The sequence below is a fragment of the Rhodococcus sp. NPDC060084 genome (assembly GCF_042730335.1).
GTDB lineage: Bacteria > Actinomycetota > Actinomycetes > Mycobacteriales > Mycobacteriaceae > Rhodococcus.
Genome location: NZ_JBHWWX010000065.1, coordinates 1 through 13134, shown reverse-complemented (window position 1 = coordinate 13134; position 13134 = coordinate 1). Strand labels below are relative to the sequence as shown.

The following is a 13134-nucleotide window of genomic DNA, read 5'->3' as shown; positions in this document are numbered from 1 at the left end:
CTCCCGCGTAGGCGCCGAGTCCGCGCAGCACATGGGTGGCGGCGCCGGCGTCGTAGCGGAGAGGTGCAGGAGGTGTCAGGTCGAAGGCACGGTACCGCTCAGCCGACGTCGCGCCGGAGCCACGTCACCTCGGCGCCCTCGGCACCGCTGCGATAGGGCTCGAGTTCGTCGTCCCATGCCGTCCCCAGCGCCCGGTGGATTTCGGCGGCGGCGTCGGACGAGGCCAGGATGGCGCGCAGACGCATCTCTCCGACGACGACGTCGCCGTTCGCGCTGGCGCACCCCCGCCACAGTCCCAGCCGGGGAACGTAGCTGTAGCGCTCGCCGTCGACACCCTCGCTAGGATTCTCGGTGATCTCGAAGCGCAGCATCGGCCACACACTCAGAGCCTCCGCGAGGCGGCCGGCGGTGCCGACCGGACCGACCCAGTCGATGGAGGTCCGCAGCACGCCCACGTCGGCGGGCTGACCGATCCAGGTCAGTTCCGGGCGACTGCTCAGCGTGGCAGCCAGCGCCCATTCGATATGTGGACAGACCGCGGCGGGCGAAGAGTGGATATAGATCACCCCGGTCGTCACATCCGCGAACTGATTGGATACGCGCATAGATACACCTCCGGTTCGACGAGGACGTCTTCCCCAACGGCCTCTGCGCGAAGGTTTCTCCATGCGACTGGGAACAAGTGTGCTCCTGTTGCCAGTGTTTCGCCAGGAAACGAAAGAGGTTTATGTGAGTTCAGCGATTACCGAGTCACTCAGCGCAGGCCAGAGCGGTTTTGCCCAGTCTCCGAAGTCCCTATCGGTAAGTACCACAGATGCCGCGCCGAATTCGGGATCTACCCAGAGAAATGTCCCCGATTGGCCGAAATGCCCGAATGTACGGGAAGAATTCTTTGTGCCGGTCCAGTGCGGATTCTTCTCGCCGCGGATTTCGAAACCCAACCCCCAATCGTTGGGCTTGAACATTCCGTATCCGGGCACCAATCCGTTCAGCCCCGGAAACTGCACGTCGGTCGCCTCACCGAACAGCACGTCGGAGACGAGTGTCGGGGCCAGCAACTCCCCCGCGAACACGGCAAGGTCCGCGGCCGACGAACGGCCTCCGTGGCCCGCCGGACCGGGCAGGCTCGAGTCGCCCATCCCGAGAGGCTCGAACACCGCCTGGGTCACGTAGTCCGGGAACGCGATATCGCTCTCGGTGGCGATCAACTCACCGAGAACCTCGAAGCCCGCACTCGAGTAGATGCGCTTGCGCCCGGGTTCGGCTGCGACGGTGCGCTCTCCGAACGCCAGCCCCGACGCGTGGGCGAGCAGGTGCCGCACCGTCGATCCGGGCGGGCCTGCGGGCTGATCGAGTTCGATGGCCCCTTCCTCGATCGCCACGAGAGCCGCGTATGCGACGAGGGGTTTGGTCACCGAGGCCAGCGAGTACACCGCCCGCTGATCTCCGGTGGACGCAACCACGCCGCCGTCGCGAGTGACGACAGCGGCGGCGGCATGGTCGACGGGCCATTCGGATATCACTTCGAGACTGCGCACCGACCCAGGGTACGAGATGGTGGGCGCAGCAAGGTCACCAGTCGGCTTCTGTGTAGCGGATCACGCCACGGATGTTCTTGCCGTCGAGCATGTCCCGGTATCCGTCGTTGATCTGTTCGAGCGTGTACGTGCGGGTCACCATGTCCGCGAGGTTGAGCTGACCGGACTTGTAGAGGTCCAGCAACTGGGGGATGTCGACGCGGGCGTTGCAGCCACCGAAGATGTTGCCCTTGAGATCCTTCTGCAGCATGGAGAACAGGAACGAGTTCAGCTTGACGTCCATGTCCGACATGAAGCCCATGGCCGTGACGACACACTTGCCGCCCTTCGCGGTGAGCGTCAGCGCCGGGTCGACCAGGTCACCCTTCATCTCACCGACGGTGATGATCGTCTCCTGGCACATACGTCCCCAGGTGACCTCCATGATCGGCACGATCGCTTCCTCGATCGACGCGTAGGTGTGGGTGGCACCGAACTTCATGGCCTGCTCACGCTTCCACGGCACCGGATCGATCGCGAAGACGTAGCGGGCACCGGACGCGACCGCGCCCTGCAGCGCGCTCATACCTACGCCGCCGACACCGATGATCGCGACCGAATCGCCCGGCTTGACGTCGGCGATGTGCGTAGCCGAACCCCAGCCCGTCGGAACGCCGCAACCCACCAGGGCGGCGAGCTCGAACGGCACATCCTTGTCGATCTTGACGACCTGGCTCTGATTCACGGTCATGTACGGGGAGAACGTCCCGAGCAGGCACATCGGGATGACGTTCTGGCCGCGCGCCTGGATCCGGTAGCTGCCGTCGGAGATCGCCTGACCGCTGAGGAGTCCGGCGCCCAGATCGCACAGGTTCGAGTGTCCGCTCGCACACGACGGGCATCGTCCACACGCGGGAATGAAGGACAGCACGACGTGGTCGCCGACCTCGAAACCGACGACACCGTCGCCGACCTTCGTGATGACGCCGGATCCCTCGTGCCCGCCCATGACCGGGAAGGACGGCATGGGCGTCGCACCGGTGACGATGTGGTGGTCGGAGTGGCACATGCCGGCGGCTTCCATGCGGATCTGGACTTCACCCGCCACGGGATCGCCGAGCTCGATGTCCTCGACCGACCACGCTTCGTCGAGCCCCCACAGCACTGCACCCTTGGTCTTCATCTGACGCCCTCCATCGCATTGCAAGTTGTGCACGTGACGATAACCACATTCCTCCGTAATTGGAACAGGTTCTATAAAGCTTTCCGCGCGCATGGCGCGCTCCGCCCGCGACCCGGCGTCGGATATGGTGCTCTCATTGTGGAGAATGCAATTTCTGTCTAGCGTGATTGTCATGGCCGCAGTCCTCGGGACACGGGGCGGCGGCACCGAACAACGGAGGATGACCTATGACGACGAAGGCGCTCGCGCCCGACGTTTCGACCTGGCCGGCGGAGGACCCCCAACTCGTCGGCAGCCACTGCGCCGACTGCGCCGCCACCACCTGGCCGCAGCAACCGCGGTGCCCGCGGTGCAGCGGAGCGAACGTGTCGGAACTGCTGCTCCCCCGGCGCGGAACCCTGGTCGCCTGGACGACACAGGGATTCGTCCCGAAGCAGCCGTACGCCGGCAACGAAACCGCCGCCACCTTCACACCGTTCACGTTCGGCCTCGTCCAGCTCGGCGATGTCGTGCGGGTCGAGGCGCGGCTGACCGAGTCGGATCCCGCCGAGCTGCGGCCCGGCATGGAGCTCGAACTCACGTTCGTGCCGTTCTACGTCGACGAGGACGGGACCGAAATCGTCACGTGGGCGTTCGAGCCGATCTGACCAGCACACACCCGATCGAGGAGTCCTTGAAACTATGAACGACGTTGCCATCATCGGTGTGGGCCTTCACCCGTTCGGCAGATTCGGCACCAAGTCGGCCATCGAGATGGCGGCCGACGCAATTCAGCTCGCACTCGAAGATTCGGGTGTGGCGTGGCGAGACATCCAGTTCGGTATCGGCGGTAGCTACGAGGTCGACAACACCGACGCCGTGACCCGGCTGGTGGGCCTGACCGGCATCCCCTTCACCAACGTGTTCAACGCGTGCGCCACCTCCGCGAGTGCGATCGAACAGACCGCGGACGGCATCCGGTCCGGAAAGTACGACATCGGCATCGCCGTCGGCACCGACAAGCACCCGCGCGGTGCGTTCACCGCCGACCCCGCCATGCTCGGTCTGCCGGCGTGGTACGCCGAGAACGGCCAGTTCGTCACCACGAAGTTCTTCGGCATGAAGGCCAACCGCTACACCCTCGAGCACAACATCTCCCACGAGACGCTCGCCCGGGTCGCCGCCAAGAACTACCGCAACGGCGGACTGAACCCGAAGGCATTCCGGCGCACCGAATTCAGCGTCGAGGAGATCCTCGAATCACCCATGCTGAACTACCCGCTCACCGCCAAGATGTTCTGTGCTCCCGACGAAGGCGCTGCGGCAGTCATCATGTGCCGCGGCGATCTGGCATCGAAGTACACGGAGAACAAGCCGGTGTACCTGCGTTCCACCGCGATTCGTACCCGCACGTACGGCGCCTACGAGGTGCACGCAACGTGGGCAGCAGTGGACGAGGACGTCTCTCCGACCGTGTACGCCGCGAAGGCAGCCTACGAGGCGGCCGGCATCGGACCCGAGGACGTCGACATCGCGCAGTTGCAGGACACCGACGCCGGTGCGGAGGTCATCCACATGGCCGAAACCGGGCTGTGCGCCGACGGTGACCAGGAAAAGCTGATCGCGGAGGGCGCCACCGAGATCGGCGGTTCGCTGCCCGTGAACACCGACGGTGGTCTCATCGCAAACGGCGAGCCGATCGGCGCGTCCGGCATTCGCCAGGTGCATGAGCTCGTCGTGCAGCTCCGCGGCCAGGCGGGCGATCGCCAGGTGCCCGGAGAGCCCAAGGTCGGACTGGCCCAGGTCTACGGTGCCCCCGGAACGGCCGCCGCGTCGATCCTGTCCCTCTGATCGTGCGCGCTACGTAACTGCTGTTCGCAGCCGGAAAGGAGGCGACGCCGCCACAGCGGCGCCGCCTCTTTTTTCGTTCCCTCGAAGCCCGCGCGGCTTATTCGGGCACGCCGTCGAGGCGCAGTTGCGCGACCACCGCACGATGGTCCGATCCCGGCACACTCACCGTCTCCACCTCGGTCGCCGATCCACCTGCGACGAGAATGTGGTCGATGCCGACCACGGGCGGGATCCCTTTGTCGGTGGGGTAGGTGCGCAGATGCCCCGCACCCACCTGATCGGTGGCATCGCCGAAGCGGCCCGACAGTAATACCCGGAATTGCGAATGATCGTATGTCGCATTGAAATCGGCGCCCACGACAGCCGGGCGTGTCCCGGGTTCCTGCTCGAGAATGTCGTGCAGTCGGGACAGTTCGTCGGCCCACACGTCCGTGCCGACGACGGGCGGCACGGGATGGAAGGCGTAGACGCCGACCGGCCCGGCGCCCGGAATCTCCGCCGTCGCGGAGACCTGGCTCATCACGAACCCGTCGTACTCGACGGTGTCGGACAGCGGGTAGGCGCTCCAGATCCCCGTTCCGTTCGCGGCCGGCCCGGGCGAGAGATGCCGGTGAGGCAGCACTGTGCCGAGACCCGCTGCCTCCAGTGCCTCCAGTGCCTCCGGCGAGAGTTCGTCGACCGTGAGCAGTCCGATGTTCCGGTCGCGTACCTCGGTCACCACGGCAGCGGCGTCCACCCCTCCGAAGAGGATGTTCGTCTGCATCACGTGCACCACAGGGCCTTCAGCGGGGTCCGCGTCACCGATGTAGAGCGGCGCTTGGGTCGCCGCCGCACCCACGACGACCAGGCCCGCGACCGCCACTCCGGCCCGGTTCCCGAGAGCCGAGAACGCCAGGACACCGAACAGCGCGCACACCATCAGATAGGGCGCGCCCGACGCGGCGAGGACGAGAACTCGCGCCGACGACGGGCTGACATGCAACGCGATCCCGGTCGCACCGATCGAGGTTGCGACCCATGCACCCACTCCGATTGCCGCGCGCACCCACGTCGTCGTCACATCCGACAGACAAGCACGACGGTGTTCGTGCCGTGATGCCGGGTTGTGCTCGGCTGCCGGACGGGAATCTCTTGACAGCGCCGCGACCCCGCCGGATCATCATCGAGACACGTCGCCGATACCAGCGACAGCCGACAACACCGGAGTCGTCCCGTGCGCACAGGCATCGCTCTCGCTGGAATCCTCGGATCCATCGCCACCACAGCCGTTTTGGTCACCTGGATACCCGCATCCCAGCCCGCGTCGGCCACCCCGCTCTACGATTCGTATGTTGCGCTCGGGGATTCGTTCACCTCCGGTCCCGGTATTCCGCCCACGGTGTCGGAGGAGTGCGGACGGTCGGCCAGCAACTATCCGACCCTGGTCGCAGAGGTACTCAATGTCTCTCGTTTCGTCGACGTCTCGTGCGGAGGTGCGGTCAGCGGCCATCTGACGGAATCCCAGGCGACGTTCCGCGGCGTGGGTGTCCCACCCCAGTACGAGGCGCTGACGCCGGACACCGACCTGGTGACCGTGGGCATCGGCGGCAACGACATCGGACTCGTCCAACTCGCCGCGGGCTGCATCAATCTGCTGCCACCCCCCAATGGGCAGTCCTGCGCGGCGACGAACACCGCCGGTGGCGCCGACCGCGTCGACGCCGCGATCGACGCCTTCGTCCCCCGCTACAAAACGATCACCGCGGAGATCCGGCAACGCTCACCGGATGCGAAGATCGTCTTCGTCGGCTATCCCACGGCTGTCCGCGACGGCGGGTGTTTCCCGGAGCAGCGGTTGTGGCCCGAGGACGCGACCTATCTCCAGAACAAGCTGGACCGGTTGAACAGTGCCATGCGTCAGCAGGTGCAGGAATCGGGTGCCGAGTTCGTCGATCTGACCGGATCGACGGTCGGGCACGATGTGTGCGCCGATCCCGACACCAGGTGGATGGAAGGCTTGTCGCCCGTCGCCGAAGCGATCCCGCTGCATCCCAACGCCGCCGGGCATCGCAATGCGGCGGATCAGGTTGTGGCGTCTCTGCTGAAGTGACACCGACGCGCCGCCCGCGTGTGCCGCACTAGCCGAGAGAGGCGTGCACGGCAGCGGCCAGAAGAGCGGCGACCGTCTGGCGCATCACGGCTGTGGCGTCGGGAACGGCGAGGCCGTATTCGTCGCGCAGCACCGACCACGACGCCCACGTACTGGCGATTCCGAGCGCCTGGACCGCCTGCGTACGACGCGCCGACGGAAGAGGCGACAGTTCTCGGGCGAACAGCGCCTCGATTTCGTCCGTCACGCGCCCGATGTGCCGCAGCCGATTGGTCCGGAGTTCCCGCGAGTACGGCTCCCGCAACCCTGCCGCCCGCGCGTACGGAGCAATGAACTCGAGCAGTCTCGCGCGCTGCGCGCAGAATTTGTCCACCCGCTGCGGAAGATCGAGGTCGGGCGGCACCGGTACGAACATCGCGTCCTGGCGACTGAGCAGTTCGGCACCGGTGGTTCCGAACAGCGTTTCCAGATCGCTGAAGTTGGCCCACAGCGAGCGCAGGGAAATACCCGCGTGCTCCGCGATCTGCGCGCCGGTGGGCTTGAGTTCTCCCGCCTCGATCAGGGCGATATGCGCGTCGATCACGGCGCGCCGGGTGCGCTCCCCGCGTGCGGTCCGCCCGTCCGAGGTGCTGGTCACTACCGATTCCTCACTTGCGTCGTTCGTGTACTGCTGTGCTGCATTCTGCCAGTGCCTACGAGGGTGCTTGCCGGCCGCACGAAGCGGTGCGCACCGACTCTCATGCGGACGGGACCGTGAGCCCGCCACCGTCCACCGACAAGACCTGGCCGGTGACCCAGGAGGCATCGTCCGACACGAGGTACGCGACCGCCGACGCCACATCCGACGGCACACCGAGCCGTCGCATCGGATATCGCGCCGCAACCTGCTCTTCCCGTCCCTCGTAGAGCGCGGCCGCGAACCGCGTCTTCACGACGGCGGGTGCGACGGCGTTGACGCGGATGGTCGGTCCGAGTTCGGCGGCGAGAGACCGGGTGAGCTGGTTGAGCGCCGCCTTGCTGACGCCGTAGAACGCGATTCCCGGCGCGTGGGAGAACGAGGACACCGACGAGATATTCACGACCGCACCACCTTCGGTGGCCGCCTTGGCGAAGCGCTGCGTCCACGAGAGGGCACCGAGCACGTTCACCTCGAGGATCTTGCGGGCAGCGTCGAGGTCGAGATCGGACAGGGGCCCGTAGACGGGGTTGGTGCCGGCGTTGTTGACGAGGATGTCGACTCTGCCGAAGCGGTCGACGGCCGTGGCGATCGTGTCGTCCCTATGCGCGGAATCGTGCACCTTGCCGGCCACGCCGCACGCGACATCGGTTCCCAGTGCTGTGACCGCCTCGGCGAGAGGCTCCGGCGAGCGCGCCGTGAGCACCACCCGTGCGCCCTCCGCCACGAGACGTTCGGCAATTCCGAATCCGATTCCCCGGCTGCTCCCGGTCACTACCGCGACCCGGCCCTCGAGCCGGCCCGGGGTCCCGGCGATGGGTACGACCACCGTCACGACTCCTCTCTCGAAAACGATCCCTCCGGACAGTAGGAACATACACTCGGAGTGTTGTAACCTGTCGCTGAAAAGTGACGTCGATCTCACCGAGACCCGGCAGAACGCCCGAAAGGCCGGAGAAGGCCCGAGAGAAAGTGCACCCGCTGTGCAATCAATCGTTACCCCGAGTGAACCTCCGGACCGCCTCCGTCTCGAGGGCATCGAAGTCCGTTTCGGTGGCCTCGTCGCACTCGAGAACGTGTCGCTCCAGGTGCCGGCCGGCTCGGTCGTCGGCGTCATGGGACCGAACGGCGCAGGCAAGACGACGTTGTTCAACGTCGTCTGCGGGTTCCTGCGCCCGCACGCCGGGACACTGACCCTCGACGGCCGGCCGGTACGCCCCGCCCCGCACCGCCTCGTCCGGCATGGAGTGGCGCGCACCCTGCAGGGACTCGGGCTCTTCGGTGGGCTCACCGTTCTCGAAAATGTCGCCGCAGGAGCGTCGGTGTCGCACCGCGCGTCGTTCGTCACCAGCCTGCTCGGGTTGCCGTACGGCGCCCGCACCCAGCTCGCCGCCCGCAGTTCCGCCGCGACACTGCTCGACGAGTTCGGGATCGGAGAGTACGCACAGGCACTCCCGCCGGCACTCCCCTACGCGGTCGCCAAGAAGGTCGCGCTCGCGCGCGCTCTGATCTCCGATCCCACATTGCTTCTTCTCGACGAACCGGCAGGCGGTCTCGACAGCAGCGACATCGAAGAGTTGGGGACTCTGATCCGCCAACTGCCTTCGCGCGGCGACGGATCGCGTTCGGTGATGCTCGTCGAACACAACGTCGACCTGATCATGTCGGTGTGCGACCACATCGTCGTGCTCGACTTCGGCAAGGTGATCGCCGCGGGGACCCCCGACGAGATCCGTGCCGATCCGCTGGTCGCGGCGGCCTACCTCGGCGGAAAAGAGGCAGCGTGACCGCTCCGTTGCTCCGGATCGAAAACCTCACCGGCGGATACGGTCCCGTACCGGTCCTGCACGAGGTGAGCTTCGACGTCCCGTCCGGCACCATCGCCGCTGTCGTCGGCGCCAACGGCGCCGGGAAAACAACCTTGCTGCGCGCACTGTCGGGAATGCTGCCGGCGGTCCAGGGTTCGATCAGCGTGTCGGGGACGTCCGTGCTCGGTGTCCCGACGGAGAAACTCGTGCACCACGGGGTTGCCCACGTACCCGAAGGGCGCGGCGTGATCAGCGAACTGACCGTCGAGGAAAATCTGCGTCTCGGCGGACTGTGGCGCAAGGACCGCGCCGACACCACTCGCGCCATTGCCGAGATGTACGAGATGTTCGAGCCCCTCGCCCGGCGCCGGACCAGCAGCGGCCATCAACTCTCCGGCGGCGAACGGCAGATGCTCGCGATCGGCCGGGCCCTGGTCGCGCGGCCCTCGCTGCTCCTGCTCGACGAACCCTCGCTCGGTCTCGCGCCGCGCATCGTCGACCTGATCATGTCGGTCCTGCGCGACCTGCGGGACCGCACCGGCCTGACGGTGGTCCTCGTCGAGCAGAACGTGCACAGTGCGCTTCCGATCGCCGACCAGGCGATCGTGCTGGCACTGGGCCGCGTCGTCGTCGCCACCTCGGCCGCGGAACTCGTCATGGACAGCGACTTCCGCACCGCGTACCTGGGCTTCTGAGGAGCAACCGATGGACAGATTCCTGTTTCTCACCGTGGACGGTCTCGCGCGCGGTGCCGTCTTCGCAGCGTTCGCACTCGCGCTCGTGCTGATCTGGCGCGGTACCCGCGTGATCAACTTCGCGCAGGGCGCGATGGCTGCGGCCACCACCTACATCGCCTATTCGGTGACGTCGGCGACCGGTTCGTACTGGTACGGACTGCTCGCCGCCGTCGTGAGCGGCTTCCTCCTGGGTGCCCTCGTCGAGCGAGTGCTGATCCGCCGCCTCGACCACAGCCGCCCACTGGCCGCGGTGATCGTCGCGCTGGGCCTCGTGATGGTGATCCACGCCGTACTCGGCATGATCTACGGCAACGACTTCCGTCCCATGCAGTTGCCGTTCAGCCGCGACCCGCTGCGGGTCGGGACGGTTCCGCTGCTGTCTCCGTACGACGTGTTCGTCTTCGCTGCGGTGGGTGTCGTGGTCATCGGCCTCGCCCTGCTGTTCACCCGTACCGATCTCGGCCTGAAGATGCGGGCCTCGGCGTTCGCTCCGGACGTCTCGCGACTGCTCGGGGTGAAGGTCTCGGCGATGCTCACCCTCGGGTGGGCTCTGGCCGGCGCAGTCGGCGGGCTCGCGGCCCTGCTCGTCGTACCCACCGAACTCGGGCTCAACCCGCACGCAGTGGATCTCGTGTTCATCTTCGCCTTCACCGCAGCGGTGATCGGCGGTTTGGACAGCCCCGTGGGCGCGGTGCTCGGCGGGCTCGCGACAGGGTTGCTGCTGAGTTTCGTCAGCGGCTACCTCAGTGGAAGCATCGCGCCGATCGCGGTACTTCTGATGCTGCTGGCGGTGCTTCTGCTGCGGCCCCAAGGCATTTTCTCCGGCGTCGCCGCCAGGCAGGTCTGACCATGCACACTTCCCGCTTCGATTCGTTTGCCGTGCGCGCCGCGGTGGTGGCCGGTATCGCCGTCGCCGTCATCGCGATCATCTTCGTACTGCCCCCCTTCCGGAACTACCAGTTGGCGACCATCGCGGCCTATCTGTGCGCGACAGCCGGGCTGACAGTGCTCATCGGCCGCAACGGTCAGCTCTCGCTGGGGCACGGAGCGCTGATGGCGTGCGGGGCATACTCGTTCGCGCTGACCTCCAACGCGATGGGCGACGCCGGGGTCACCGGGATTTCGGTGCTGCTCGTGCCGCTCGTCGCTGCCGTGCTCGTGACCTCCGTCGTCGGGATCGTCGTCGGGGCTGCCGCCGCACGGCTTCACGGCCCCTACCTGGCGGGCTTGACGCTCGCGCTGGTCGTCGTGATCCCGTCGATCACCACCACGTTCTCCAGTGTGCTCGGCGGCGACCAAGGACTGTGGGCGTATGTGGAGGGACCGCCGAGCAGCATCGCAGCGGCGTTCACCGTCGAACAGTGGCAGGCCATGATCGCCGTGGTCGCCGCGGCCCTCACTGTGCTCGCGCTGTCGAATCTCATTGCCGGAGACTTCGGCCGCCGCATGCAGGCCGTGCGCGACGACGAGATCGCCGCTCGCCTCGCGGGTATCGACGTCGCCCGCACCAAGATCACCACATTCGTGGTGAGTGCCGGTGCCGCCGGCCTCGGCGGCGGTGTCCTCGCCATGGTCTCCCAGAGCGCGTCCCCGGGCGCGTTCGGTGTCACCTTCTCCCTGTTCCTGCTGATGGGCGTGGTGATCGGCGGGCTCGGCTCTCTTCTCGGCGCCGTATGGGGCGCGGTGCTTCTGGTCGTGCTCCCCGCACTCGTAGCCGCCCTCACCGACACGCTCGAACTGTCCCCGTCCCTCGCCGAACGTCTGGACGGCAACCTCGCGATCGCGGTCTTCGGCGTCGCCGTCATCCTCATCGTGATGCTCGCGCCCGCCGGCCTCCAAGGTCTGTTCAGCGCAGCAGTCCGCCGTCTCCGGCCGCGCACCGGTAAGCCACGACACGGGCGCGGTCCCGATTCCACTTCCGTCTCCACCCCACCGAAAGCAGAGGCCAGCATATGAAAACAGGTCGGCGACAAAAACTTTCCCTCGTCGCTCTCGTTGCGACGACGGCCGTGACGCTTGCCGCGTGCGGCAGCGGCAGCACCGCGTCGACAGGGGCCTCCGGTGAAGGAGACACCACCGGTGTCACCGACACCTCGGTGCTGGTCGGCACCCACATGCCACTGACCGGGCCGGCCGCCGCCGGTTACTCGAAGATCCCTCCCGCCACCCAGGCGTACTTCGACTACGTCAACGAACAAGGCGGCGTCAACGGCCGCACCATCGAGTACAAGGCACTCGACGACGGCTACAACCCGTCCAACACCCAGCAGGTCGTGCGCGAACTGGTGCTGCAAGACCGCGTGTTCGCGCTGCTCGGCGGTCTCGGGACACCCACCCATTCCGGTGTGCTCGACTTCCTCAACACCAATAATGTTCCCGACCTGTTCGTCGCGTCCGGTTCGCGGATCTGGAACCAGCCCGACAAATACCCGAACACGTTCGGATTCAACGCCGACTACACCGTCGAAGCCAAGATCATGGCTCAGTACGTGAAGGACAACCTCCCCGGCAAGAAGGTGTGCACCCTCGGGCAGGACGACGACCTGGGTGGCGACTACCTGGCGGGAGTCGAGCAGATCGTCGGTGCCGACGCGGTGGTCGAGAAGCAGTTCTACGCCACCAGCAATACCAACGTCGCTCCGCAGATCGGTGCGCTCCAGGCCGCGGGTTGCGAGGTCGTCATGCTCGCAACGATTCCCGGCTTCACCGCCCTCGCGATCGGCACCGCGGGCCGACTCGGATTCCGGCCGCAGTGGACCACCGCCTCGGTCGGTGGCGATTACCTGACCCTGTCCAAGACCCTCGGTGACGCAGCCCCGCTCGCGGAAGGATTGCTCAGCACCAATTACCTGCCGTCGCACTTCAGCCAAGACGACGAGTGGACCACCAAGTTCCGGGAGATCAACACCAAGTACAACAACGACGCCGAGTTCGACGGCAACGTCGTCTACGGGATGTCGATGGCGCACACGTTCGTTCAGGCGCTCGAAGCAGCGGGTGAGAATCCCACCCGCGAATCGATCGTCGAGGCCGTCCGGTCGAGCGACTTCACGGGCCCGAACCTCGTGCCGTTCCGGTTCTCCGAGGACGATCACTCCGGTGCCGGGGGCGCACGGGTCAACCAGGTCACCAACGGTGTCCAGGAGTACTTCGGCCCCGCGTACACCACCACCGACGCTCTCGGCGATCCGGTCGTGGAGTACCGAGCGGAATAGCGAACACCGGCAGTCGAGCCGCGGCTGCCGACACCCCCCCAGACGGCGTCGGCCGGGCAGCGTACGAGGATGCCCGGCC

The 13134-nt window shown here is 66.6% G+C and carries 14 protein-coding genes; 8 read left to right on the top strand and 6 right to left on the bottom strand.

Going from position 1 to position 13134, the window contains the following annotated elements; translation table 11 throughout:
• Nucleotides 1-98: 98 nt before the first annotated feature.
• The 3 genes from ACFWBU_RS20655 to ACFWBU_RS20645 form a co-directional block, all read right to left on the bottom strand.
• Nucleotides 99-605, bottom strand: coding sequence for a DUF3145 domain-containing protein (locus ACFWBU_RS20655; protein WP_169620253.1), 507 nt, complete (start codon nucleotides 603-605; stop codon nucleotides 99-101).
• 120 nt (nucleotides 606-725) lie between these two features.
• The gene (locus tag ACFWBU_RS20650) at nucleotides 726-1538 is read right to left on the bottom strand and encodes a serine hydrolase (RefSeq protein ID WP_169620254.1); all 813 of its coding nucleotides are present in this window, start codon (nucleotides 1536-1538) and stop codon (nucleotides 726-728) included.
• Nucleotides 1539-1572: 34 nt separating this feature from the next.
• A complete protein-coding gene (locus tag ACFWBU_RS20645) occupies nucleotides 1573-2700 on the bottom strand; it encodes an NDMA-dependent alcohol dehydrogenase (RefSeq protein ID WP_169620255.1) in 1128 nt (375 codons plus the stop codon).
• Nucleotides 2701-2927: 227 nt separating this feature from the next.
• On the opposite strand from ACFWBU_RS20645, the gene ACFWBU_RS20640 reads away from it, so the two are divergent.
• Together ACFWBU_RS20640 and ACFWBU_RS20635 are read left to right on the top strand one after the other, a co-directional pair.
• Nucleotides 2928-3347 carry a Zn-ribbon domain-containing OB-fold protein gene (locus tag ACFWBU_RS20640; RefSeq protein WP_169620256.1) on the top strand — a complete coding sequence of 140 codons (420 nt, stop codon included), beginning with the start codon at nucleotides 2928-2930 and terminating at the stop codon, nucleotides 3345-3347.
• 34 nt (nucleotides 3348-3381) lie between these two features.
• A complete protein-coding gene (locus ACFWBU_RS20635; protein ID WP_169620257.1) occupies nucleotides 3382-4530 on the top strand; it encodes a thiolase family protein in 1149 nt (382 codons plus the stop codon).
• Between the two features lie 97 nt (nucleotides 4531-4627).
• Here ACFWBU_RS20635 and ACFWBU_RS20630 read toward each other — a convergent pair whose 3' ends face one another.
• Complete coding sequence (locus ACFWBU_RS20630) at nucleotides 4628-5590, bottom strand: endonuclease/exonuclease/phosphatase family protein (protein ID WP_378529105.1); 963 nt, start codon at nucleotides 5588-5590, stop codon at nucleotides 4628-4630.
• Nucleotides 5591-5743: 153 nt separating this feature from the next.
• Here ACFWBU_RS20630 and ACFWBU_RS20625 point away from each other — a divergent pair, with 153 nt between their 5' ends.
• Nucleotides 5744-6619, top strand: coding sequence for an SGNH/GDSL hydrolase family protein (locus ACFWBU_RS20625; RefSeq protein WP_169620259.1), 876 nt, complete (start codon nucleotides 5744-5746; stop codon nucleotides 6617-6619).
• A 28-nt stretch (nucleotides 6620-6647) separates the two neighbouring features.
• Here ACFWBU_RS20625 and ACFWBU_RS20620 read toward each other — a convergent pair whose 3' ends face one another.
• Together ACFWBU_RS20620 and ACFWBU_RS20615 are read right to left on the bottom strand one after the other, a co-directional pair.
• Nucleotides 6648-7256 carry a TetR/AcrR family transcriptional regulator gene (locus ACFWBU_RS20620; protein ID WP_169620260.1) on the bottom strand — a complete coding sequence of 203 codons (609 nt, stop codon included), beginning with the start codon at nucleotides 7254-7256 and terminating at the stop codon, nucleotides 6648-6650.
• Nucleotides 7257-7356: 100 nt separating this feature from the next.
• Nucleotides 7357-8130 carry an SDR family oxidoreductase gene (locus tag ACFWBU_RS20615; RefSeq protein WP_296550095.1) on the bottom strand — a complete coding sequence of 258 codons (774 nt, stop codon included), beginning with the start codon at nucleotides 8128-8130 and terminating at the stop codon, nucleotides 7357-7359.
• A 148-nt stretch (nucleotides 8131-8278) separates the two neighbouring features.
• Between ACFWBU_RS20615 and ACFWBU_RS20610 the strand changes: the two genes are divergently transcribed.
• From ACFWBU_RS20610 to ACFWBU_RS20590, 5 genes are read left to right on the top strand one after another with little or no spacing between them, the layout of a single operon-like run.
• Nucleotides 8279-9082: an ABC transporter ATP-binding protein gene (locus tag ACFWBU_RS20610; RefSeq protein ID WP_346765075.1), complete on the top strand. Its 804-nt coding sequence runs from the start codon at nucleotides 8279-8281 to the stop codon at nucleotides 9080-9082.
• Nucleotides 9079-9798: an ABC transporter ATP-binding protein gene (locus ACFWBU_RS20605; RefSeq protein WP_378529104.1), complete on the top strand. Its 720-nt coding sequence runs from the start codon at nucleotides 9079-9081 to the stop codon at nucleotides 9796-9798. The genes ACFWBU_RS20610 and ACFWBU_RS20605 overlap by 4 nt, the downstream gene beginning before the upstream one ends.
• Before the next feature lie 10 nt (nucleotides 9799-9808).
• Nucleotides 9809-10687: a branched-chain amino acid ABC transporter permease gene (locus ACFWBU_RS20600; protein ID WP_169620264.1), complete on the top strand. Its 879-nt coding sequence runs from the start codon at nucleotides 9809-9811 to the stop codon at nucleotides 10685-10687.
• Between the two features lie 2 nt (nucleotides 10688-10689).
• On the top strand, nucleotides 10690-11796 hold the full coding sequence (locus ACFWBU_RS20595; protein WP_169620265.1) for a branched-chain amino acid ABC transporter permease: 1107 nt from the start codon (nucleotides 10690-10692) through the stop codon (nucleotides 11794-11796).
• Between the two features lie 53 nt (nucleotides 11797-11849).
• Complete coding sequence (locus ACFWBU_RS20590) at nucleotides 11850-13055, top strand: ABC transporter substrate-binding protein (protein WP_296550103.1); 1206 nt, start codon at nucleotides 11850-11852, stop codon at nucleotides 13053-13055.
• The last annotated feature ends 79 nt before the right edge of the window (nucleotides 13056-13134 follow it).